22 protein-coding genes are annotated in these 23,427 nt (G+C 71.4%); 15 read left to right on the top strand and 7 right to left on the bottom strand.

All coding sequences use genetic code 11. The annotated features are described in order from the left end of the window. The first annotated feature begins 3 nt into the window (after positions 1 to 3). Entirely contained in the window at positions 4 to 930 is a 927-nt protein-coding gene (locus tag IEY95_RS49165; protein ID WP_229703241.1) for a DUF2510 domain-containing protein, read from the top strand. A 124-nt stretch (positions 931 to 1,054) separates the two neighbouring features. Here the strand turns inward: IEY95_RS49165 and IEY95_RS22520 are convergent, their stop codons facing one another. Both IEY95_RS22520 and IEY95_RS22525 read right to left on the bottom strand, forming a co-directional pair. Then, entirely contained in the window at positions 1,055 to 2,257 is a 1,203-nt protein-coding gene (locus tag IEY95_RS22520) for an amino acid deaminase/aldolase (protein WP_189187905.1), read from the bottom strand. A gap of 483 nt (positions 2,258 to 2,740) precedes the next feature. Then, the gene (locus IEY95_RS22525) at positions 2,741 to 3,274 is read right to left on the bottom strand and encodes a hypothetical protein (RefSeq protein WP_189187906.1); all 534 of its coding nucleotides are present in this window, start codon (positions 3,272 to 3,274) and stop codon (positions 2,741 to 2,743) included. 73 nt (positions 3,275 to 3,347) lie between these two features. On the opposite strand from IEY95_RS22525, the gene IEY95_RS22530 reads away from it, so the two are divergent. Next, on the top strand, positions 3,348 to 4,361 hold the full coding sequence (locus IEY95_RS22530) for a hypothetical protein (RefSeq protein ID WP_229703243.1): 1,014 nt from the start codon (positions 3,348 to 3,350) through the stop codon (positions 4,359 to 4,361). After that, complete coding sequence (gene mycP, locus IEY95_RS22535) at positions 4,358 to 5,545, top strand: type VII secretion-associated serine protease mycosin (protein WP_189187907.1); 1,188 nt, start codon at positions 4,358 to 4,360, stop codon at positions 5,543 to 5,545. The genes IEY95_RS22530 and mycP overlap by 4 nt, the downstream gene beginning before the upstream one ends. 98 nt (positions 5,546 to 5,643) lie before the next feature. On the opposite strand, the gene IEY95_RS22540 is transcribed toward mycP, so the two are convergent. Continuing rightward, a complete protein-coding gene (locus IEY95_RS22540) occupies positions 5,644 to 6,621 on the bottom strand; it encodes a serine hydrolase (protein ID WP_189187908.1) in 978 nt (325 codons plus the stop codon). 149 nt (positions 6,622 to 6,770) lie between these two features. Between IEY95_RS22540 and IEY95_RS22545 the strand changes: the two genes are divergently transcribed. Beyond that, on the top strand, positions 6,771 to 7,502 hold the full coding sequence (locus IEY95_RS22545) for an SseB family protein (RefSeq protein ID WP_189187909.1): 732 nt from the start codon (positions 6,771 to 6,773) through the stop codon (positions 7,500 to 7,502). Positions 7,503 to 7,506: 4 nt separating this feature from the next. On the opposite strand, the gene IEY95_RS22550 is transcribed toward IEY95_RS22545, so the two are convergent. Further along, on the bottom strand, positions 7,507 to 7,863 hold the full coding sequence (locus IEY95_RS22550; RefSeq protein ID WP_189187910.1) for a DUF1844 domain-containing protein: 357 nt from the start codon (positions 7,861 to 7,863) through the stop codon (positions 7,507 to 7,509). A gap of 344 nt (positions 7,864 to 8,207) precedes the next feature. Here IEY95_RS22550 and infC point away from each other — a divergent pair, with 344 nt between their 5' ends. The 10 genes from infC to IEY95_RS22600 all read left to right on the top strand — a co-directional run bounded on the left by infC (position 8,208) and on the right by IEY95_RS22600 (position 20,405). Next, a complete protein-coding gene (infC, locus tag IEY95_RS22555) occupies positions 8,208 to 8,942 on the top strand; it encodes a translation initiation factor IF-3 (protein ID WP_189187911.1) in 735 nt (244 codons plus the stop codon). A 153-nt stretch (positions 8,943 to 9,095) separates the two neighbouring features. Further along, positions 9,096 to 9,290: a 50S ribosomal protein L35 gene (rpmI, locus tag IEY95_RS22560; protein WP_007829094.1), complete on the top strand. Its 195-nt coding sequence runs from the start codon at positions 9,096 to 9,098 to the stop codon at positions 9,288 to 9,290. A gap of 95 nt (positions 9,291 to 9,385) precedes the next feature. After that, positions 9,386 to 9,769: a 50S ribosomal protein L20 gene (gene rplT, locus IEY95_RS22565; protein WP_020938960.1), complete on the top strand. Its 384-nt coding sequence runs from the start codon at positions 9,386 to 9,388 to the stop codon at positions 9,767 to 9,769. 760 nt (positions 9,770 to 10,529) lie between these two features. Then, positions 10,530 to 11,387, top strand: a complete 858-nt coding sequence (locus IEY95_RS22570; protein WP_189187912.1) for a TrmH family RNA methyltransferase — start codon at positions 10,530 to 10,532, stop codon at positions 11,385 to 11,387. 50 nt (positions 11,388 to 11,437) lie between these two features. After that, complete coding sequence (locus tag IEY95_RS22575; protein WP_189187913.1) at positions 11,438 to 12,655, top strand: sensor histidine kinase; 1,218 nt, start codon at positions 11,438 to 11,440, stop codon at positions 12,653 to 12,655. Between the two features lie 178 nt (positions 12,656 to 12,833). Then, entirely contained in the window at positions 12,834 to 13,958 is a 1,125-nt protein-coding gene (gene pheS, locus IEY95_RS22580; RefSeq protein ID WP_189187914.1) for a phenylalanine--tRNA ligase subunit alpha, read from the top strand. Continuing rightward, a complete protein-coding gene (pheT, locus tag IEY95_RS22585; protein WP_189187915.1) occupies positions 13,958 to 16,465 on the top strand; it encodes a phenylalanine--tRNA ligase subunit beta in 2,508 nt (835 codons plus the stop codon). The genes pheS and pheT overlap by 1 nt, the downstream gene beginning before the upstream one ends. Positions 16,466 to 17,109: 644 nt before the next feature. Next, positions 17,110 to 18,111, top strand: coding sequence for a PP2C family protein-serine/threonine phosphatase (locus IEY95_RS22590; protein ID WP_189187916.1), 1,002 nt, complete (start codon positions 17,110 to 17,112; stop codon positions 18,109 to 18,111). A gap of 265 nt (positions 18,112 to 18,376) precedes the next feature. Then, positions 18,377 to 19,717, top strand: a complete 1,341-nt coding sequence (locus IEY95_RS22595; RefSeq protein ID WP_189187917.1) for an NsdA family TPR-like regulatory protein — start codon at positions 18,377 to 18,379, stop codon at positions 19,715 to 19,717. Positions 19,718 to 19,859: 142 nt separating this feature from the next. Next, positions 19,860 to 20,405 (top strand): NUDIX hydrolase, encoded by a 546-nt coding sequence (locus IEY95_RS22600; protein WP_189187918.1) that lies wholly within the window; start codon positions 19,860 to 19,862, stop codon positions 20,403 to 20,405. A gap of 27 nt (positions 20,406 to 20,432) precedes the next feature. Here the strand turns inward: IEY95_RS22600 and IEY95_RS22605 are convergent, their stop codons facing one another. Continuing rightward, positions 20,433 to 20,690, bottom strand: a complete 258-nt coding sequence (locus tag IEY95_RS22605) for a hypothetical protein (protein ID WP_189187919.1) — start codon at positions 20,688 to 20,690, stop codon at positions 20,433 to 20,435. Between the two features lie 203 nt (positions 20,691 to 20,893). Continuing rightward, positions 20,894 to 21,757, bottom strand: coding sequence for a 3-hydroxybutyryl-CoA dehydrogenase (locus tag IEY95_RS22610; protein ID WP_189187920.1), 864 nt, complete (start codon positions 21,755 to 21,757; stop codon positions 20,894 to 20,896). Between the two features lie 169 nt (positions 21,758 to 21,926). Between IEY95_RS22610 and IEY95_RS22615 the strand changes: the two genes are divergently transcribed. Continuing rightward, positions 21,927 to 23,180: a glycoside hydrolase family 10-like protein gene (locus IEY95_RS22615; protein ID WP_189187921.1), complete on the top strand. Its 1,254-nt coding sequence runs from the start codon at positions 21,927 to 21,929 to the stop codon at positions 23,178 to 23,180. 15 nt (positions 23,181 to 23,195) lie between these two features. Here IEY95_RS22615 and IEY95_RS22620 read toward each other — a convergent pair whose 3' ends face one another. Continuing rightward, the gene (locus IEY95_RS22620; protein ID WP_189187922.1) at positions 23,196 to 23,390 is read right to left on the bottom strand and encodes a DUF1918 domain-containing protein; all 195 of its coding nucleotides are present in this window, start codon (positions 23,388 to 23,390) and stop codon (positions 23,196 to 23,198) included. Positions 23,391 to 23,427 lie beyond the last annotated feature (37 nt).

A 23,427-nucleotide genomic window follows, 5' to 3' on the forward strand; every position in this document is an offset into this window, starting at 1 on the left:
GGGATGAGCATGACGCCACCGCCCGGCTGGTACCGCGACCCCTCGTATCCCCTCACCGAGCGTTGGTGGGACGGAACCGCCTGGACCGACCACCGGCGCCAGCCCGAGGTACCCCAACAGCCCTTGGCGCAGCCGGAGTCGCCCGGAACGGGCGGTTCCGGGCGTGCCAAGGCCGTCGCGCTCACCGTGGCCGCGGTCGTCCTCGTCGCCTCCATCGTCACCGGCGCCGTCCTCCTCGGCCGCGACGGCGGCGACGGCGACGCGGCGGCGAAGACCACCCCGACCGGCGCGTCCCCCGCCCCGCCGGAGACCGGCACCCCATCCCCCTCGGTGTCCACGTCCGCCCCCTCGACGGACGACCCGTCCGTCGTCGTGGACGAGCTCAACGGCATCACCCTGCCCCTGCTGGACGGTTGGGCCAGACCGCAGTACGTCGCCGAGGACGACGTCGTGATGACGACTCCGGGCACCTACGACTGCCCGGGCGACCCCGGCCTCTGCCGCCATGGCCGGGTCATCTCGCGCACGGTCACGGCGAACGACGAGAAGTCCCCGAAGGCCCTCGCCGAGCAGGACATCGAGGACGCCGCGAACAACGCGTACGACCGCGACCTCGTCGACAGCCGCCCCTACAAGGGCATCAAGTCCCACCAGTTGGTGCGGGCGGGCTCGGTCGCCGTGGCCGGGCGCGCCGGATACTTCGTGCGCTGGAAGGTCAGGACCGGGGTGGGGCCCGGGGGGTACGTCGAGTCGCTGGCCTTCCCGTCCAGCGTGGGCTCCGAGTCACTCGTCATCGTCCGCTTCGCCTTCGACGCGGGCGCCGACGGGCCGCCGCTGTCCGACCTGGACAAGATCATCAAGGGGATCCGGCCGCTGGGCGACGGGGACACGGGCGGGGGCGTGGGCAGCAGCATCGGCCCGTCGAAGTGAGGCCGCCGGACCGGCTCCCGAGGCGCGACGGGATTCAGAGGCCCGACGGGATCCGGAGGTCCGACGTGCTTCAGAGGCCCGACGTGCTGCAGAGGCCGGACCGGCTTCAGAGGCCCGACCGGCCCTAGAGGAAGGTGTGTCCTTCCCCGCGATACGTCGGGACGGCGGCCTTCACCGTTTCGCCCTGCACCAGATGGAGCGTGTCGAACCGCTCGCACAGTTCGCCGGCCTTGGCGTGCCGGAACCACACGTTGTCGCCGATGAGCAGATCGTCCGCGGGGGAGCCGAGCAGCGGAGTCTGCACCTCACCGGGGCCCTCCTGGGGGTCGTACTTCAGCCCCTCGGGAAGGTAGGGGACGGGCAGCCGGTCGCGGCCGGGAGCGCCGGAGGCCGGGTAGCCGCCGCCGAGGACCGTGACGACCCCGACGCCCGGCCTGCGGACGACGGGCTGGGCGAACAGCGCGGCCGGACGCCCGGTGAACGAGGTGTAGTTGTCGAAGAGCCGCGGCACGTAGAGCCCCGAGCCCGCCGCGATCTCGGTGACCGAGTCCTCGGCGGCGGTGTGCTGGACGCTGCCGGTGCCGCCGCCGTTGACGAATTCCAGGTCCGGCTCCACGGCCCGTACCGCGCGCACGACCTCGGCGCGCCGCTGGGCGAGCTCCTTCCGGGCGGTGGCCTGCATCAGCCGGACGGCACGGGAGCGCAGGGGCCGCCCCTCGACCGCGTCACCGACGCCCGCGATGTGGCCCTCGTACGCCATGATCCCGACGAGTTTGAACCCCGGCCGCCGGGTGACGGCGCGGGCCATCTCGGCGACCTGGGCGGGTGAGTACAGCGGCGAGCGCAGGGCCCCGACCCGGACCCGGCCGCCGAGCAGCTTGAGGGAAGTGTCCAACTCCAGGCAAACGCGCACGACTTCGGTGCCGCCCTGTCGCGCCTCGTCGATGAGACGCAGGTGAGCCGGGTCGTCGACCATGACGGTCACGGCGTCGGCGAGCTTGGGGTCACTGGTCAGCTCGGCGAACGCCTTGCGGTCCGCCGACGGATAGGCGAGCAGCACGTCGTCGAAGCCGGACCTGGCCAGCCACAGGGACTCGGCGAGGGTGAAGGACATGATGCCCGCGAAGCCGTCCCGGTCCAGGACGCGTTCGAGCAAGGCGCGGCAGCGCAGGGACTTGCTGGCGACGCGGATCGGCTTGCCGGCGGCTCGGCGGACCAGATCGTCCGCGTTCGCGTCGAAGGCCTCCAGGTCCACGATCGCGACGGGGGCGTCGAGGTGAGCGGTGGCCCGGTCGTAGCGGGCCCTGTCTGCGGCGCGGGCAGTCATGACCGAAGCCTGCCAGACTCGATTACCGCAGGGTAGGGGGACGTTCCGGGCAGATGCCCCGGGCCCCCGGACTGGTTCCCTCCGGGCCGGGGTCAACCCGTAGAGTGACGCGGACGCAGGAGGAACGACCTTGCCCCGGCGGGCCATGCCCGGGGTGACGGTGCACCGGTACGGGTATGCGTGCCCGTGGCGGGGTTCCCTTCCGCACAGGTGAAACGGCCCCGCCGAGCTCCGAGGCGGTCCGTCGGCCCGGGTACGAGGAAACGGGGGGTCCATGAGCACGGAAGCGCGCCGCGCCTCCCTCCCCCCGCGCCCCACGACGCCGCCCGCCTCCACGCGTCCGCCGGAGGCCACGCCGCCGTCAGACACCACGACCCTGTCGGACACCACGACCCCGTCGGACACCACGACCCCGTCGCGCGACGAGGCCCTGTCGAGCGCGGAGTCCCTGACGCCGCCCCGTCCCACGACCCCGCCCCCCGGCTACGCCCCGCCGCGGCCCTCGCGGGATCCGCTGCCGGGCGACACCGCGCCGCTGCCGTCCCGCCCGACGACTTCGCCCGCGGGTGAGACCTCGTCGCCCCGCCGGACCGATCTGCCGCCCCGCCCGGTGGAGCCGCCTTTCGGCGAGGCTTCGTCGCCCCCCGCACGGGATCTGGTGTCGGGTGACGTCCCGTCGGTTCCGCCGCGCCCCGCGACGGTGCCGGTCAGCAACGCCGCGCCGTCGGCCGAGCCGACCGGCGATGCCCCATTGCCCCGGCCGGTGGACGCTGCGCTGCGCGCGGCCTCGCGGTCGAGCGGTGCCCCGTCGCTGCCGTCCCGCCCCGTGGAGCCGCCTTCGGCGGGGGAGGACTTCGGTTCGCCCTCGGCGGGCGGTGACGGTCCCCGGGTGACCAGTGCCGGCGCGCTGTCCCGTGCGGGGCGCGTGCCCTCGCCGTCGAGGTCCTTCGACTTCTTCGACTCCTCGGCAGATACGTCGGATGTGCCCGATACGTCACCTTCGGCGGCGGAGGTCACGCGTGCCCCGCGGTCCTCTGTGCCGGAGGCCCGGCGGTTCCCGGAACTGCGTCCCGAGCGGCGGTCGAGTGAGATGCCTCCGCCTCCGCCCGCAGCCTCCGCACGGTTCCCGGACGCGCCCCCGGCGCCCGCCGAGCGGCGTGCCGCCGTGCCCCGGGAGAGGCCCACGGAGACCACCCGGCGGCTGCGCCCCATCCCGGCCGCGGAACCGGCGGAACGCCCCGTTCCGCCACCCCCGTCGAACACCCCGAGCGTGGAGCGCCCCTTCGTATCGTTCGCGCAGCCCGAGACGTACGACGACGACACCGCACGGCCGCGCCCGCTCGGCAGCCGTACCCGGCTCCGTACCGTGGCGGCCGCGGCCTGTGTCGTGCTCGGGTTCGGCCTCATCGGCGGTGCGCTGACGGGGAGCTGGCTGACCGGCGACAGCACGGACGGGCCCGGCTCGCGAGGCGCCTTCGCGGCGGCCGCAGAACTCTGGCACAGCGTGCCCGTGGACCAGCTCTTCCCGCCCACCGTGCGGGGCGTGGGCGCGGGCCCCGGCGGCTCCGACCGCACCTGGACCCGTATCGCCGTCGCCCCCGACCGCGGCTGCAAGGACGCCTTCGACCCGCTCCTGCGCAAGGCCCTGGCGCCGGTCGGCTGCCTGCGCCTGCTGCGCGCCACGTACACGGACGCGACCCGCAGCCATGTCACCACGGTCGGGCTGCTGTTCACCAAGGCGGACGCGGCGGCCATGACCTCGCTGAAGGCCCGCTTCCAGAAAGAGGGCCTGGACCGGCGCACCGACCTGATGCCCCGCCCGTACGCCGCGAAGGGCACCGACGCGGAGGACTTCGGCGACGCCCAGCGCGCCTCCTGGACGGTGTCGTTCCTCACCGACGCCCCTGTCGTCGTCTATGCCGTCTCCGGCTTCGCCGACGGCCGCATCGTCACCGCCCCGCAGCCCGCCGCCGACGCCATGGAACCCGGCGCGACCACGGCCCCGGCCCAGGCGGGCCTCGGCCACGAGGCACAGGGCCTCGCCGACCGCGTGGAGCGAGGCCTCCGCAAGACCGTCACCTCGGCCACGGAGAAGCCGTCATGACCCGTACGGCCGGACCGCCCCGCAGGGCCGGTCTCCTCGGCGTCCTGCTGGCCGCCTCTCTCGCCCTGGTGCCGCCGACCGCCGCGCACGCCGACGGCATACGCGGCCAGCAGTGGGCCCTCGACGCGATGCACACCCAGGAGGCCTGGCGCACGACCAAGGGCAAGAGCATCACCGTCGCGGTCCTCGACACCGGCGTCGACGCCCGACACCCCGATCTCGCGGGCAACGTCCTCACCGGCAAGGACATGGTCGGCTTCGGCGCGAGCCGCGGCGACCGGGCCTGGGCCCGGCACGGCACCGCCATGGCGGGCATCATCGCGGGGCACGGCCATGGCGCGGGCGACGCCGACGGCGTCATGGGCATCGCTCCCAAGGCCAAGATCCTCCCCGTCCGGGTCATCCTCGAAGACGGCGACTCCGCCCGTACAAAGGCCCGCAACACCCGTGGCAACGCGCTCGCCGAAGGCATCCGCTGGGCCACCGACCACGGCGCCGACGTCATCAACCTCTCCCTCGGCGACGACTCCAAGTCCGCGCACCCCGAACCCGCCGAGGACGAGGCCGTCCAGTACGCCCTGAAGAAGGACGTGGTCGTCGTGGCCTCGGCCGGCAACGGCGGCGAGAAGGGTGACCACGTCTCCTACCCGGCCGCCTATCCGGGCGTGATCACCGCGACCGCTGTCGACCAGTACGGCACCCGCGCCTCGTTCTCCACCCGCCGCTGGTACGCCACCGTCAGCGCCCCCGGCGTCGACGTCGTCATCGCCGACCCGGACGACCGGTACTACGAGGGCTGGGGCACCAGCGCGGCCTCCGCGTTCGTGTCCGGCGCGGTCGCGCTCATCAAGGCGGCCCACCCGGGCCTGTCCCCGGCGCAGATCAAACAGCTCCTCGAGGACACGGCCCGCAACGCCCCCGCCGGCGGTCACGACGACTCCCGCGGCTTCGGCTTCATCGACCCCGCCGCCGCGATCAAGGCGGCCGACCGCCTCAAGCCCGAAGGGCTCCACTCGGCGGCGTACGGACAGAAGTACTTCGGTTCGGGCCCCGACACCCCCGCGGACGACGAGAATTCCTTCGGCTGGGCGGGCCCCCTCGCGGGCGGCCTCGGCGCGGTCCTGCTGGCGACGGCGGTCGTGCTGTGGCGCGGTCGCAGGGGCGCACGCCGGTACGGCTTGTAGCGTCGCCTTCGAGACAGGCGTATGGCCGAACCGTGTGTTTTCCGCCCCCGCCTGCACGACCGAGGCGCGCACGCCCCAACTGTCGGCGGCCTACGGCCTCAGTTGTCGGCCGTGTCCTGGAAGGCGGAGACCGCCGCCTGCGCCGCCGCCTCCACCAGTGAAATCCCCTTCGCCTTCGTCGAGTTGCCGTTCGACAGCGTCGCCACCAGATAGTCGTGTCCGTCGACCGTGACCCGCCCGATGCTGTTGATGTCCCAGAGCCCGGTCGTGCTGCGCGCCAACCACCCGTTCTTCAGGGCCCACTCGGAGCCGTCGGCCGCGGCCGACACCCCCCAGTGCTGATCGGCGGCGATGCCACCCATGAGCCTCTGAAGGTATGTCCGCGAACTCTCGCCGAGTTCCGAGTTGTCCCCGAACACCTGCCGCAGCAAGGTCAGTTGATCGGCCGCGGTGGTCTGCGTCAGACCCCACAGCATGCCGTCCCCGCCCTCTGTACCGGTCAGCCCGAAGCGCTTGTTGGCGGCGGCGAGGCCGTCCGCCTGCCCGATCGTGCGCCACAGGGCGGACGCGGAGGTGTTGTCGCTGTTCTCGATCATCGAGGTGGCGTACGTCTTCTCCTGGGCCGTCAGATGCCGGTCCGCGTCCTGGGCCTGGAGCAGCAGCGTGGCCAGGATGTCGACCTTGACGATGCTCGCGGTGTCGAAGGTGCCCTCGCCGTACGCGGCGCTCTCACCGGAGTCGAGGTCGAGAACCGCGACCGACAGCTCGCCGCCGTCCTCCGCGGTCACCGCCTTCATCGCCTTGGTCAGCAGCGCGTCCCGGTCCACCGCGGGCTCCGCCACTGGTTCCACCGAGGCCTCCTCGCTGACGGTCGGCGATACCGAGGACGATACCGAGGACGATGCCGAGGTCGGGGACGACGATACGGGGCCAGGGCCGTCGTGCGCCTGTGCCTTCACGTACACCGTTCCGGCCGCCGTACCGCCCACAAGGACGGCGGAGGCCACCAGAACATGGAGGACTGGCTTGCGTCGGGAAGGTCGGGCGCGGCGCCCGCGGGCTCTGTGACGGTCCATCCCGCGATGCTGGGTGCCGGGCCTGTGCCCGCGGTTAGACGAATGTTAGATGTGTGTCAGCGAAGGCTGAGAAACGCATGAGTCCTGTCACCGCGAGGTTTCAGGGGCCGCACAAGCGCAGCAGCATCCCCCCGATAGGGTCGGGGACCGTGGCGAACAAGAACATTCCCGACTCCGGCTTCTCCGACGACGACGGCTCCGCCGACCCCGGGCTGAGCGCGGCGCTCGCGGCCTGGGCCGAGGACCGCACCGCCGTGCGGCCGGTTCTGGAGGCGCTCAAGGGGGCCCGGCTGCTCGTACCCGTCGTGGCCGTCCTCGGCGAGGCCGAGGAGGACGAGAACGGCCTCCGCCATGAGAAGACCAGTGACATGGCGGTGCCGACCCTGAAGGCCGGCAGCCGCACGGCGCTGCCCGCCTTCACCTCCACCGAGTCGTTGGCCCGCTGGGACCCCGAGGCCCGCCCCGTCGCCGTACCCCTGCACCGGGCCCTGCAGGCGGCGGCGCACGAGAAGGCCGACACGATCGTGCTGGACCTGGCGGGCCCCGTGCCCTACGAGCTGACCGGCCCGGCCCTGCTGGCCCTCGCCGAGGGGCGCACGTCCGTCGACCCGCTGGCCGATCCGGCCGTCGTCGCAGCGGTACGGGCCGCGGTCGCCGCGGAGCCCCTGGTGGTCCGCGCCCACCTCGGCCCCGGGCAGGCCGACGGCACCCTCGCCCTCGTACTGGACCCGTCCGCCGCCCCCGCCGAGACCGCCCGCGCGGTCGCCGAGCGGCTCGCGGCCGACGAAACGCTGAGGGCCCGCCTGGTGCGCGGCCTCGACCTGGCACTGCTGCCGGCCGGGGCGACGCCGCCGGGCGAGCCCTTGTACGTACGTTCCTGAAGATCTAGCCGTACACCGGACCCGTGTACTTCTCGCCCGGGCCCTGGCCGGGCTCGTCCGGGACGATCGACGCCTCGCGGAACGCCAGCTGCAGCGACTTCAGACCGTCGCGCAGCGGTGCCGCGTGGAAGGAGCTGATCTCGGTCGCGCTCGCGTCGAGCAGACCGGCCAGCGCGGTAACCAGCTTGCGCGCCTCGTCGAGGTCCTTGTACTTGTCGCCCTCCTCGGTCAGACCGAGTTTCACTGCGGCGGCGCTCATCAGGTTGACGGCGACCGTCACGATCACCTCGACCGCGGGGACCTCGGCGATGTCGCGGGCCATGGTGTCGTAGTCGGGCGTCTGGGGAGGGGTGTCACTCATGCCCCACACGATAGGCCCCGGCGCGCCCGCCCCGTGCGGGGGAGTCCGGTGCGCACTGTCCGGTGCACACCGGTTCGCGCCTCCCCCGGGGAGCTGCTAGCCTTGTGTAACGACCGGCCGGAGACGTATGTGTCCGGCCCACAAGTGGAGGCTCCGATCTCCCACCTGACCGTCCTTCGGGACGGCGGGTCACCCCGGTCAGGCGGCCACCACCGTTCCGTACGGACGGTGGAGTCGCCCGAAAGTGCGCCCCGCGGTTCACCGCGGCGGTGCTCCGGTATTCCTTGGAGCCCCGCCTGTGTACCGTCCGGGGCATTTTTCATTCCCCGCGGTGGTTGGTCCACATGTCATCAGAGACATACGCGGCTGTCCGCCAGACCGCCGTGTGGTGCTACCGAGGAGGATCCATCAGCGCCGAGCCCCGCATCAACGACCGGATTCGCGTTCCAGAGGTGCGACTTGTCGGTCCCAGTGGCGAGCAGGTCGGGATTGTTCCGCTTGCCAAGGCCCTGGAGCTTGCGCAGGAGTACGACCTCGACCTGGTCGAGGTGGCCGCGAACGCGCGCCCGCCGGTCTGCAAGCTCATGGACTACGGGAAGTTCAAGTACGAGTCGGCCATGAAGGCCCGTGAGGCGCGCAAGAACCAGGCGCACACGGTCATCAAGGAAATGAAGCTCCGGCCGAAGATCGACCCGCACGACTATGACACCAAGAAGGGTCACGTCGTCCGGTTCCTCAAGCAGGGCGACAAGGTCAAGATCACGATCATGTTCCGTGGTCGCGAGCAGTCCCGGCCGGAACTCGGCTACCGACTGCTGCAGCGTCTCGCGTCGGACGTCGAGGACCTCGGTTTCGTTGAGTCGAACCCGAAGCAGGACGGCCGAAACATGATCATGGTTCTCGGTCCGCACAAGAAGAAGACCGAGGCGATGGCCGAGGCCCGTGAGGCCCAGGCGGCTCGCAAGGCGGAAGCGAAGGCCAACCCGGGCCGCTCGCAGAACGCCGCCGAGACGGCTGACGCCGAGACGACCGACGCCGAGACCGCCGAGGCCCCGGCCGAGGCTTCCGCCGAGGCCTGATCCCAGGGCGAAGGCCCCGGGTGTCACGGGCGAGAGTCCGTGGAGTCCTGGGACACCCGTCCAGGGATGACAACCGATACATACATGACGTTCCACCGTGCCCGGTTTAACGACCGGGCATCGGAACGCCACTGACGAGGAGAGAACGGCGCTATGCCGAAGAACAAGTCGCACAGCGGTGCCAGCAAGCGCTTCAAGGTCACCGGCTCCGGCAAGGTGCTCCGTGAGCGCGCCGGCAAGCGCCACCTGCTCGAGCACAAGTCGTCGCGCCTGACGCGCCGCCTCACCGGCAACGCCGAGATGGCCCCGGGCGACGCCAAGAAGATCAAGAAGCTTCTCGGCAAGTGACGTATCGGCGCCTGAGCGCCGTACGTCTGGACCGGGACCCAATCGATTTCGGGCCGTGTGACGACCACCACGGCCCCGCTACAAGGAGTTAACAAGTGGCACGCGTCAAGCGGGCAGTCAACGCCCACAAGAAGCGCCGGGCGATTCTCGAAGCCGCCAGCGGCTACCGCGGTCAGCGTTCGCGTCTGTACCGCAAGGCCAAGGAGCAGGTCACCCACTCCCTGGTCTACAACTACAACGACCGCAAGAAGCGCAAGGGCGACTTCCGTCAGCTGTGGATCCAGCGCATCAACGCCGCTGCCCGCGCCAACGGCATCACCTACAACCGCTTCATCCAGGGTCTGAAGGCCGCGAACGTCGAGGTCGACCGCAAGATCCTCGCTGAGCTGGCCGTCAACGACGCCAACGCGTTCGCCGCGCTCGTCGAGGTCGCGCAGAAGGCGCTGCCGTCGGACGTCAACGCGCCGAAGGCCGCGTGACGCTCGCGCTGGCTTGAGCCGGACGTAGCTGTGGACCCGCTTGCCTCGCGGCTTGCGGGTCCATGTGCGTTTGGGCCGCGCTTGCTCTGTGCGGTGACCGGCCGGCTGTGTGACACCACAGTCAGCTCCGGCTGCGCGGGCCGTGCGGGCGTGGGCCGGCCGCCGTGCGGCGCGCGCAAGGTGGCGGTCGCTTCGGCCGCGGGGGCCGTCTCCGGCAGGGCTGGGGACCGTACGTTGCGCGTCGCTCCGCCCGGTTCCATCTCTCTGTATCGATCTCTGTATCGCCGGAGTCGGCCGTCGCGGCTGACCGCCGTCGCGGCGGGAAGAGGCGGCTCCGCGGCAAGGAGCTCACCCGCCACGGCGGAAAGAGACCGCACCGCAGACGGGAAGCGTCACCCGCTGCTGTGGCGCGACATGCTCGCCCGCGCCGCGGCGCGCGGCCGTGGGCGAAGCAGCCGCGGGAAGTTTCCGCGCGCCCCCGGGCCAGGGCGGGGCTCCCGGCTCACCGCCGCTGCTGAAGGCGTCGGTCGTCGCCGCGGCTGACGCCTCAGGCTCTCCGGATACTGGCCCGCAGTCGCAGTCGCAGTCGCAGTCGCAGTCGCAGTCGCAGCCGTAGCCGCGGTGGCGGTGGGCAGTCGGCTGTCGGCAGTCGGCTGTCGTGCTCGGCAGCAGGTGCGAGACCCTCCGTCTTCCCCGTCGTCGGTTCAGCCCCGCGCGGCGGCCGTTGAACAAATCTCCGTAACCCACCGAAGGTGAACCCATGGCTGCCGCCCCCGAGTTGATCTCCCCGCGCTCGCCTCGTGTCTCTGCCGCGCGGCGGCTGGCGAAGCGGAACTTTCGGGGGAAGGAGCAGCTGTTCCTCGCCGAGGGGCCGCAGGCCGTCCGGGAGGCGGCGGCGCACCGGTCCGGCGGCGCCACCACCCTGGTGGAGCTCTTCGCGACCGTCGAGGCGGCGGAGCGGTACGCCGACATCGTCGGGGAGGCCCGGGACGCCGGGGCGCGCGTGCATCTCGCCGACGAGGCGGTGATCGCCGACATCTCGACCACCGTGACCCCGCAGGGGCTGGTCGGGGTCTGCCGTTTCCTGGACACCCCGTTCGAGGAGATCCTCCGGGCCGCGCCCAAGCTCGTCGCCGTACTCGCGCACGTCCGGGACCCCGGGAACGCCGGGACGGTGCTGCGGTGCGCGGACGCCGCGGGCGCGGAGGCCGTCGTCCTCACCGACGCGTCCGTCGATCTCTACAACCCCAAGGCTGTACGGGCCTCGGTCGGCTCCCTGTTCCATCTGCCCGTCGCGGTCGGCGTGCCCGTCGAGCGGGCCGTGCAGGGGCTCAAGGATGCCGGGGTACGGATTCTCGCCGCCGACGGCGCCGGTGACGACGATCTCGACGACGAACTCGACAAGGGGACCATGGGCGGGCCCACCGCCTGGGTGTTCGGGAACGAGGCATGGGGGCTTCCGGAGGAGACCCGCGCGCTGGCCGATGCCGTCGTGCGCGTTCCGATTCACGGAAAGGCCGAGAGCCTGAACCTCGCCACGGCCGCCGCCGTATGTCTCTATGCATCCGCCCGTGCACAGCGCGCCTCCGGAGGGTGCCGTTCCGTCACCGACAGCTAGTAGGGTGACGGGCTCGGGGCCCACTGCCAGACGAGAGGTGGGGTACGGGGATGAGTGTCGGCACGAGCGGTGCGCAGAAGGCGCCGCGAGCACGGGACGTGCGCGGTACACCCGCGTCCCGGCGCGGTGAGCGCGCCGCCGAGCGCGACGCCGCACTCGGAGCCGACACCGCGGTCGACCCCGGTACCGAGCTCGGAGCAGAGCTGGGCATCGACCCCGACGACCTGCCCGACGGACTCGTCGTCGCCGACGAGCAGGGCCGGGTGATCTGCTTCAACGCCGCCGCGGCTCGTATCACCGCCGTTCCTCCCGCCGAGGCCCTCGGCCGCCCACTCGAGTCCGCCCTCCCCCTGGAAGACCTGGAGGGCCGCCGCTGGTGGCAGCTGACCGACCCGTACAGCGGTCTCGCCATCCGCAACGGCCAGCCCGAGCGCAATCTGCTGCTGCCCGGCGGCCGTGAGGTCCTCGTCTCGGCTCGCTATGTCCGGACGCACCCCACCGGCCCCGTCCACCGCGTCGTCGTCTCCCTGCGCGACACCGAGGCCCGCCGCCGCACCGAGCGCAGCCACGCCGAGCTGATCGCCACGGTCGCCCATGAACTGCGCTCGCCCCTCACCTCCGTCAAAGGCTTCACCGCGACGCTGCTGGCCAAGTGGGAGCGTTTCACCGACGACCAGAAGAAGCTCATGCTGGAGACCGTCGACGCCGATGCCAACCGCGTCACGCGGCTCATCGCCGAGCTGCTCGACATCTCCCGCATCGACTCCGGGCGCCTCGAGGTGCGCCGCCAGCCCGTCGACATCGGCGCCGCCGTCGGCCGCCACATCCAGGCCTACGTCACCTCGGGCCAGCCCGCCGACCGCTTCCTGCTCCGCATCGAGCAGCCCCTGCCCGCCCTCTGGGCGGACCCCGACAAGATCGACCAGGTGCTCAGCAACCTGATCGAAAATGCGGTGCGCCACGGCGAGGGAACCGTCACGATTGATGTAGCGCCCTCGGCGTCCCCGCGCGAGCGGGAGGACGGCGAGTACGCGGCCACGTCGGTCACCGTGAGCGACGAGGGCACCGGCATCCCGGAGGAGTCCATGAACCGCGTCTTCACCCGCTTCTGGCGGGGCAGCAAGCGCGGCGGCACCGGGCTCGGGCTCTACATCGTCAAGGGCATCGTCGAGGCCCACGGCGGCACCATCACGGTCGGCCGCGCCCCCGGCGCCGGCGCCGAGTTCCGATTTACGTTGCCCGTGAGCACCCCGGCGTATCTGCTGTAACGCCGAAGAGGCCCCACGGGCGCACGCGCACCGGAGCCACCCCTTGGACTGCGCGTCCGAGGCAGGCTCCCACCCCGTTAGACTCGGCCTTTGGCACCTTTGCGTCCCTCAATGTGGACGATTCGTCTCCGAGTCGTCGACGGGGACCATCCGCCAGCAACCGGAAGCACGGGAAGAGATGTCGGCACCGAATAAGTCGTACGACCCTGTAGAGGTCGAGGCCTTGAAACCGGAAGAGATCGAGCGCATGCGGGACGAGGCGCTCGCCGCCTTCGCGGCCGCCGGTGACCTCGACGCGCTCCAGGAGGCCAAGGTCGCCCACACCGGCGGCACCTCGCCGCTGGCCCTCGCCAACCGCGAGATCGGCGCCCTGCCCCCGCACGCCAAGGCCGAGGCCGGCAAGCGTGTGGGCCAGGCCCGCGGCGCCGTGAACAAGGCCTTCGCCGCCCGCCAGACCGAGCTGGAGGCCGAGCGCGACGCCCGGGTGCTGGTCGAGGAGGCGGTGGACGTCACGCTGCCCCACGACCGCGTACCGGCCGGCGCCCGCCACCCGCTGACCACCATGATGGAGCGGGTCGCGGACGTCTTCGTGTCCATGGGGTACGAGGTCGCCGAGGGCCCCGAGGTCGAGGCGGAGTGGTTCAACTTCGACGCCCTGAACTTCGGCCCGGACCATCCGGCACGCCAGATGCAGGACACCTTCTTCGTCGAGGGCCCGACGGGCGACCACGGCGAGTCCGGTGTCGTGCTGCGCACGCACACCTCGCCGGTGCAGGCCCGCGCCATGCTCGACCGCGAGCCGCCCGTCTACATCGTGTGCCCGGGCCGCGTGTACCGCACGGACGAGCTGGACGCCACGCACACCCCGGTCTTCCACCAGATCGAGCTCCTGGCCATCGACGAGGGTCTGACCATGGCCGACCTCAAGGGCACCCTGGACCACATGGTGCAGTCGCTCTTCGGCTCGGACATGAAGACCCGGCTGCGCCCGAACTACTTCCCCTTCACCGAGCCGTCCGCCGAGATGGACATGCTCTGCTATGTCTGCAAGGGCGAGTCCGTCGGCAACCCCGACCGCCCCTGCCGGACCTGCTCCAGCGAGGGCTGGATCGAGCTGGGCGGCTGCGGCATGGTCAACCCGCGGGTCCTTGTCGCCTGCGGCGTCGACCCACAGAAGTACAGCGGATTCGCCTTCGGGTTCGGCATCGAGCGGATGCTGATGTTCCGCCACAACGTCGAAGACATGCGAGACATGGTCGAGGGTGACGTCCGGTTCACCCGGCCGTTCGGGATGGAGATCTGATGCGGGTCCCGCTTTCTTGGCTGCGGGAGTACGTCGACCTGCCGGCGACGGAGACCGGGCGCGACGTCCAGGCCAAGCTCATTGCCGCCGGTCTCGAGGTCGAGACCGTCGAGCAGCTCGGCGCCGACCTCAAGGGCCCCCTGGTCGTCGGCCAGGTGCTGACCATCGAGGAGCTGGAGGGCTTCAAGAAGCCCATCCGCTTCTGCACCGTCGACGTCGGCACCGCCAACGGCACGGGTGAGCCGCAGGAGGTCGTCTGCGGCGCCCGCAACTTCGCCGTCGGCGACAAGGTCGTCGTGGTCCTGCCCGGCGCTGTCCTGCCCGGCAACTTCGCGATCGCCGCGCGCAAGACGTACGGCAGGACCTCGCACGGCATGATCTGCTCCGGCGACGAGCTGGGCATGGGCGACGACGGCAGCGGCGGCATCATCGTCCTGCCGCCGGAGCACGAGGTCGGCACCGACGCCATCGAGCTGCTCCAGCTCGTCGACGAGGTCCTCGACATCGCCGTCACGCCCGACCGCGGCTACGCCCTGTCGCTGCGCGGTGTGGCCCGCGAGGCCGCCATCGCGTACGGGCGGCCGCTGCTCGACCCGGCGCTGCTCGACGTACCGGGGCCGAACGCGTTCGGCTACCCCGTGCAGGTCTCCGACCCGCTCGGCTGCGACCGCTTCGCGGCGCGCACGGTGACGGGTCTCGACTCCGAGGCACGATCCCCGATCTGGCTGAAGCGGCGCCTGCAGAAGGCGGGCATGCGCCCGATCTCGCTCGCCGTCGACATCACCAATTACGTGATGCTGGAGCTCGGCCAGCCCCTGCACGCGTACGACCGCTCCCGCGTCCAGGGCGCGATCGGCGTGCGCCGGGCCGCGCATGGCGAGAAGCTCACCACGCTCGACGGGGTCGTGCGCACGCTCGACGCCGAAGACCTGGTGATCACCGACGACCGCGGTCCGATCGGCCTCGCGGGCGTCATGGGCGGCGCCCACACCGAGATCGACGACACCGAGGGCACCACCACCGAGGTCGTCATCGAGGCCGCGCACTTCGACGCGATCTCCATCGCGCGCACGTCCCGTCGGCACAAGCTGGCCTCCGAGGCGTCCAAGCGCTTCGAGCGCGGCGTCGACCCGCTGGCCGCCTCCGCCGCTGCCCAGCGGACCGTCGACCTGCTGGTGCTCCTCGCGGGCGGCACCGCCGACGCCGGGGTCACCGAGGTCATCGCGCCCTCCGCGCCGCACACCATCAGCATCCCGGCCAACCACCCGGACAAGGTGGCCGGTGTCGACTACGGCCGCGAGACCGTCGTACGCCGTCTCCAGCAGGTCGGCTGCGACGTCTACGGGCAGGACGAGCTGATCGTCACCGTGCCGTCCTGGCGGCCCGACCTGACGGACCCGAACGACCTCGCCGAGGAGGTCATCCGTCTCGAGGGCTACGAGAACCTGCCCTCCACGCTGCCCAAGCCCCCCGCGGGCCTCGGCCTCACCGAACGGCAGCGGCTGCACCGCCGTATCGGCCGCGCCCTGGCCGGTGCCGGATACGTCGAGGCGCCGAACTACCCGTTCATCGGCGAGCCCGCCTTCGACCAGCTCGGCCTGGCCGCCGACGACCCGAATCGCAAGGTCGTCAAGCTGGTCAACCCGCTCTCCGACGAGGAGCCCGCGCTCCGCACGACGCTGCTGCCGGGCCTGCTCCAGGCCCTGCGCCGCAATGACGGGCGGGGCTCGCACGACCTGGCGCTCTTCGAGACGGGCCTGGTCTTCCACCCGCAGGAGGAGCTGCGGATCGCCGGGCGGCTGCCCGTCGACCGCCGCCCCACCGACGAGGAGATCGCGTCGCTCACCGCCGCGCTCCCCGTCCAGCCCCGGCACGCCGCCGTCGTCCTCGCGGGCGCACGGGAGCAGGCCGGCTGGTGGGGCAAGGGCCGCCCGGCCGACTGGGCCGACGCGATCGAGGCCGCGCGCACTCTGGCCCGCGAGGCGGGGACCGAACTCCTCGTCCGCTCGGGTCAGTACGGCCCGTGGCACCCGGGCCGCTGCGCCGAGCTGGCGGTCCGTGTGGGCGGCGCGGAGCAGGTCATCGGCTACGCCGGTGAGCTGCACCCCGGTGTCCTGAAGACCCTGGGCCTGCCCGCGCGCACCTGCGCGATGGAGCTGGACCTGGATGCGCTGGAGCAGGCGAGCGAGGGCCTCCCCAAGGGCCCGAAGATCTCGACCTTCCCGGTCGCCACGCAGGACGTCGCGCTGGTTGTCGACAAGGTCGTCCCGCACTCGGACGTCGAGGCCGCGCTCCGCGAGGGCGCGGGTGAACTGCTGGAATCCATCCGGCTGTTCGACGTCTACGAGAACAGCGAGCAGCTCGGTGAGGACAAGAAGTCCCTCGCGTACGCGCTGCGGTTCCGTGCCGCCGACCGCACGCTGACCGTGGACGAGGCGTCCGCGGCCCGCGACGCGGCGGTGTCGCTTGCCGCTGAGCGCACGGGGGCGGTGTTGCGCGGAGCCTAAGGGCTCCGCCGGTTGTGCCGGGGAACTGCGGGTCGTTTGTCGGCTGCGGCTACGTCGTGGCTGACCGCGCAGTTCCCCGTGCGCCTTTCGGGGCGTGGTTGTCGGGTGGTGGCTGGTCGCGCCCACGTGGCGGAGCCGCAGGATGTCTCGGCCTCGCGCGCCTTTCGGGGCGTGGTTGTCGGGTGGTGGCCGGTCGCGCCCACGCAGCCGAGCCGCAGAATGCCACAGCCCCGCGGCCCTTCCAGGGGCGCTCCCCCCGGCATCTACCTGCATAAATGCATGTATCCGAGGGCACCTCACTCATTCGGGTGACAACTCCGGGCGATCTGGCTCGATCGGGGCATGCGGTCGACAGAATCGGACCAGCCTCTCGGAGGCCGTCTGCGCTGTCAGGGCCTATTGGGGGGCCAATCGGCATGATCCGTATCAAGGCTGGGGCTCCCTGCAGGGCAACGCCCCGGACGCATTCACGGGTGGCCCGGGCGGGCCTCGGGGCACGGAGCCGAGGCGACGCCCTGCGGGCCGGGCTCACTCGGGCGGTGCGGGGAGCAAGACCCCGGCTGGTCCGCGGACGTGTCCCGCGTGGCGGCCTCGACCGCACGGTTCGCCGGGCCGAGCGCCCACCGCTGCACAGGGCGCTCGGCATGGGTCTGCCCATGGCCTGGGGCGCGATGGCGATCACGTACAAGTTGACCTGCCCGGTGGCGCAGCAGAACGGGCTCGGCGCCCGGATCGTCACCAGCGCCGTCTTCTTCGCGGTCGGCACGGGCCTGATACTCCACATCAGAAGGGCGCTGCTGCGGGAGCTCAGGCAGATCCGCAAGGTCGCGGGCGCCGCCCAGAACGTGCTGCTGCGGCCGTTGCCCCCACGCATCGACGGGCTGAGCGTCGCCGCGGCCCAGCTGTCCGCCGACCGTGGCGCGAGCGTCGGCGGTGACCTGTACGAGGTGATCGCCACCGAGCACGGCGTACGGATCGTCATGGGCGACGTCCGTGGACATGGCATCGGCGCCATCGGAACTGTCGCCGCCGTCCTCGGCAGCTTCCGAGAGGCCGTGCACGACGAGCCCGAACTCGGCTGCGTACTGAGGAGACTCGAGCGCGCGCTGGCCCGGCATCTGCGCGAGCGGGCCCGGGCCGAGCACCCCTCGTCCGGGCTCGATCCCGACAGTCCGGTCGCCGAGGAGTTCGTCACCGTGCTGCTGCTGGAGATCCGCCGCGACGGCGAGGTGTACGCCCTCAACTGCGGTCATCCGTGGCCGTATCTGCTCAGCGGCGGCCGGGCCGATCCACTCGTACGTGCCGACCCGCTGCCCCCGCTGGGGCCGTTCCCGCTTCCGGACGAGCTGCCTGTCGAGCGCTGCGGCCAACTCCTGCCCGGCGAGTTGCTGTTCCTGCACACCGATGGTGTCGAGGACGCACGCGACGGCCAGGGCCGCTTCTTCCCACTCCCGGCCGAACTCACCGCAGCCGCCCGTACTCAGCCCGTCTCACCCCACTCCGTCCTGCGCGCAGTCCTCACCGGGCTGCTGCGTCACACCGACGGCAGACCCGCCGACGACGTGGCTGTGCTCGTGCTCCGCAACGACCGCAGTCGTGTCGCCCTGCAGCAGGGGCACGCCGTGGCCCACCACGCGCCCCGTTAGGGGCGCGCGGCCGTGCAACCGGCGCAGCCGTCCGCCCCGCCACGGAGTGTCGGGCAGGCAGCTGGGCGGACGGCGCGGAATCGGGCCGCCGCACTGTACGAGGGGGAGCCGGCGGCCCGGCCGGCCTCTTGCGAGGCATTTCAGTCAACCGGCCAGAAACGCTCTGCGACAGTGCGCGTACTGCCTGGATACGGGCACTCGTTTCACACCCCGTGTGAAACGGGACACACTAGTCTGTCGGCACCGAGCCACCCGGGGGGCCTTCATGCAGCCCAACACTCTGCTCGACGCGATTCTTGACGAGGCCGGCATCTCGCACGCGGGACTCGCCGCTCACGTCAATCAGGCGGGGAGAGCGCGCGGTCTCGCGCTCAGGTACGAACACACCGCCGTGGCACGCTGGTTGAAGGGACAGCGCCCGCGCGGTCAGGTGCCCGATCTGATCTGCGAGGTGCTCGCCGGCCGGCTCCACCGGCCGGTCACGCTCGACGACATCGGCCTCGGCGTGCCCGGCGAGCCGTCCACCCCGCACGGCACCTCGCTCTCCGGCTTCGTCGAGCGCGCCACCGCCCTGTGGCGCTCCGACGAGCAGCAGCGCCCGCACATCCTCGGCGCACCGGCCGTCACGGGAACGCCCGCCGTGATGCCGGTGTGGGAGTGGGAGAACCCGCCCGAGGACGTCGACGTCTCGCGCGGCGGACGCCACCACGTCAGCATGGCCGACATCGAGATGCTGCGCGCGGCCCGCGCCCACTATGAGCAGATGTACCGCAAGGCCGGCGGCATCGCGACCCGCACCCGGATCGTCGGCTTTCTCAACTCGGAGACGGCACCTCTGCTGCGCGGCAGCTACACCGACGCCACTGGCCGCCAACTCCACCGCGCGACCGGCGGTCTGGTCGCCATCGCGGGCATCTGTGCCTACGACTCCGACGCGCACGGACTGGCCCAGCGCTACTTCCACCAGGCGCTGCGCCTGGCGAAGGCCAGCGGGGACAGGGGACTTGGGGCCTATGTCATAGCCCTGCTCGTCAACCAGTCGCTGTTCATGCGTGAGTACCGGCAGGCCGTCGCCTTCGCCGAGGCCGCGCTGCGCGCCGCGGGCCGGCACATCACACCGGCGCTCGCCTCGGACCTCTACGCGATGCAGGCCAAGGCGTACGCGCACCTCGGCGACGGCAGCAGCGCGCTGTCCTGCATACGGCGTGCCGAACAGGCCGCCGAGCGCATCCGTCGGGGCTACGAGCCCGACGAGACCGGTTATGTCCAGCCGGGCCTGGTCAACGTACAGGTGGCGGAGGCGCTGCTCAGCCTCGGCGATCTGGTGGCGGCGGGGGAGCACGCCATAGCCGCTGTCGACAACCCGGCGCACGACCGGGGACGGGTGCACCGGCTCGCCATGCTCAGCCAGATCGAGCTGCGCCAGGGCAACGCCGACAAGGCGGTGGCCACCGCGGTCCAAATGGCCGAACAGGCGCGGGGTATGGAGTCGCAGCGCCTGCGTGACAGACTCCGCGCGGTACGCGAACACCTGGTGCGCAGCGGCTGTGCGGGCACGGCCGAGGCCGCCGAACTCATCGACGGGGCACTGCGCGTACCGCTGTAGACAAGTGCTCCGGAAACATCGCGTACCGCTCCAGAACACCGTGCCTGCGCTGCCGCTGCACCGTGCCCCGACCGCTGTGAGCCTGCTGTGAGGACCCTCCTGCTGCGATATTGCCATCTACTCGGCGGAAGGTGGCAGAACCGTGCAGTGGACGAAACAGAACGAACAAACTGTGTACGCAAACCGCTGGTTCAGCGTCAATCTCGCAGATGTGGAGCTGCCGGACGGTCGGCACCTCGATCACTTTTTGATACGGATGCGGCCTGTGGCCGTGGCCACTGTGGTGAATGAGGCCAATGAGGTACTGCTCCTGTGGCGGCACCGCTTCATCACCGACAGCTGGGGGTGGGAACTCGCGGCGGGCGTCGTCGAGGACGGTGAGGACATCGCCGTCGCGGCGGCCCGTGAACTGGAGGAGGAGACCGGTTGGCGGCCGGGACCCCTGCGGCATCTGATGAGCGTCGAGCCCTCGAACGGGCTCACCGACGCCCGGCACCACATCTTCTGGGCCGATGAGGGCGCGTACATCGGACACCCCGTGGACGACTTCGAGTCGGACCGAAGGGAATGGGTTCCCTTAAAGCTCGTCCCCGACATGGTCGCCCGCGGCGAGGTCCCGGCCGCCAACATGGCTGCCGCACTGCTCCTTCTGCACCATCTCAGGCTCGGGCAGGACGCGTTGCCCTGATCCGTCCCCCCCCATGCGTCCTGGGGCCTAGTGGCCCAGAGCCTGCCAGACCGCCACGGCCAGCGCGCCCACGGCCGCGACGGCCGCGAGGGTGGGCAGTGGCCAGCGGGTGTGCTCGAGGGCGACGACCCGTGCGCTCAGGTCGTCGAGATCCTTGGCGGTCTGGTCGTCGCGCTGAGTGAGCAGCGCCAGTCCGCCCTCGATGCGGGTGAAGCCCACTTCGAGCGACCGGCGTAACTCTGCGAGTTCCCTTGGGGCCACGGGATGCTCGGGGTCGGCGGTCACGAGTCCGCTCCTTTCCGTAGTCGTCACATCCCTTACATGCGCACGGAAAGTCAACTCGCCTGGTGGACAGGTGGGGAGCGTGTGCGAGGGGCATATGCGAGCCCGGCGCGCACACGGTGTGTGAATGGCGCGGGCCCGGCACCGAAAAGAGTGCCGGGCCCGCGCTTGCCCGAGATATACGCACCGTAGTCAGCGCTTCGGTATCACTGGCCGTACGTGTAGAAGCCCGAGCCCGACTTCCGGCCCAGGCGTCCCGCGTCCACCATGCGCTGGAGCAGCGGGGGAGCGGCGTACAGGGGCTCCTTGTACTCCTCGTACATCGAGTACGCGACCGAGGCCACCGTGTCGAGCCCGATCAGGTCGGACAGCTTGAGCGGGCCCATCGGGTGGGCGCAGCCCAGCTCCATGCCGTTGTCGATGTCCTCGCGGCTCGCGATGCCCGACTCGAACATCCGGATCGCGGACAGCAGATACGGGATCAGCAGCGCGTTGACCACGAAGCCCGAGCGGTCCTGGGCGCGGATCGCGTGCTTGCCGAGCGCCTTCTCGGCGAACAGCTGGGCGCGGCCGAGGGTGCCCTCGGAGGTGGTCAGGGCCGGGATCAGCTCGACGAGCTGCTGCACCGGGGCCGGGTTGAAGAAGTGGATGCCGACGACCTGGTCGGGACGCGAGGTGGCGACCGCGAGCTTCACCAGCGGGATCGAGGAGGTGTTGGAGGCGAGGATCGCGTCCTGCCGGGTCACCACCTGGTCCAGCACCTGGAAGATCTCGGTCTTCACCTGCTCGTTCTCGACGACGGCTTCGATCACCAGGTCGCGGTCGGCGAACTCGCCGAGGTCCGTGGTGAAGCTGAGCCGGTCCTGGGTGGCCTTGAGCTCCGCCTCGGAGATCTTTCCGCGGTCGGCCGCCTTGGAGAGAGAGTTGAAGAGCCGGGTGCGGCCGATCTCCAGGGCTTCACCGGTGGTCTCGGCGACCCTGACGTCCAGACCGGCGCGGGCGCACACCTCGGCAATGCCCGCTCCCATCTGGCCGCAGCCCACGACTCCGACGCGTTCGATGTCGGTCACATCGTCCCCTTCGCTGATCTACGGCACTGGCAGGAGCCCCGTTGTTCGGTGCCTGCTCCGATCGTGCACGTTACTCCGAAGTATCGATGATCGATCGTCCGGGTCCGGCATGCTGGGCGCGGAGACGATCCGTGACGGCGCGGATCCGATGGGTATCGGGGGTGCGGAGATGGGGCGACTGTCACGTCGGGCGTTCGCGGTGGCGGCAGTGGCGACGCTGTCCGGGCTCACGACGGCGGGGGATGCCGCGGCATCCCCGGGCCCGAGCTCCCGGGGCCGCGACCGGGCGCGGGCCGCGAGCGAGCTGCGCGGGATGTGGCTGGCCACCGTCTCGTACCGCGACTGGCCGTCGGGCCCGGGCCTGACCGCCGCCCAGCAGCGCGCCGAACTCCTCGGCCATCTCGACACCGCCGTGCGCCTCCGCCTCAATGCCGTGATCTTCCAGGTGCGCCCCACGGCCGACGCGTTCTGGCCCTCACCGTACGAGCCGTGGTCCCAGTACCTGACCGGCGTCCAGGGCGAGGACCCCGGCTGGGACCCGCTGGGCACCGCCGTCACGGAGGCCCATGCGCGCGGCCTGGAGCTGCACGCATGGTTCAACCCGTACCGGATCGCCAACCACACCGACCCGGCGAGGCTCGTGGCGAACCACCCCGCCCGAGAGCACCCCGATTGGGTCGTGCCCTACGGCGGGAAGCTCTACTACGACCCCGGGCTGCCCCAGGTCCGAGGGTTCGTCCAGGACGCGATGCTCGACGCCGTGCGGAAGTACGAGATCGACGCCGTGCACTGGGACGACTACTTCTACCCGTATCCGGTCGCCGGCCAGGCCTTCGACGACGACGCGACGTACGCGGTCCACGGCGCGGGCTTCCCGGACAGGGCCGCCTGGCGGCGCGACAACATCGACTCTCTGGTCCTGGAGATGGCCGCGCGCATCAAGGAGATCCGGCCCGCGGCACGCTTCGGGATCAGTCCCTTCGCGGTGTGGCGCAATGCGGGCACCGACGAGCTCGGCTCGCCGACCCGGGCGGGCGTGCAGACGTACGACGATCTCTACGCCGACACCAGGAAGTGGGTCCGGGAGCGCTGGATCGACTACATCTGCCCGCAGCTGTACTGGAACATCGGTCTTGCCGCCGCCGACTACGCGCAACTGCTGCCCTGGTGGTCGGCGGTCGCCGAGGGCACGGGCGTGCTGTTGTACGTCGGTGAGGCGCTGTACAAGGCGGGCGATCCGGCGCAGCCCGGGGCCTGGCAGGACCCCGCCGAACTCTCTCGGCACCTCACCCTCGCGCGCGACTACCCGCAGGTGCGCGGGCACGCCTTCTTCTCGGCCCGGGAGGTCGGCGCGGATCGCATCGGCGCGATGGCACGGGTCGTCGCCGACCACTATCAGCGGCCGGCGAAAACTCCGTGTTGAACTCCTGCCTGCGGGCTACCGCATCCTGTCCTTGTGGCGGATTTCGGTGTCGGGGCCCGGTGAGCACACTCCCTCGTGCCCGTCCTCGAACTTCACGCGGTACGGGGGACTGCCTTCCGCTCCCAGGACCTCGGTGATCTCCCCGACCTTGTCGTGCTGCCCGACAACCCTGCCGTGCTGCACGAGCTGGTCGCCCTCGGATGCACGCATCTGAACGGTCTCCTCGTCGTTTACGGGAGTAACGGTC

This window comes from Streptomyces albiflavescens (assembly GCF_014645835.1).
GTDB lineage: Bacteria > Actinomycetota > Actinomycetes > Streptomycetales > Streptomycetaceae > Streptomyces > Streptomyces albiflavescens.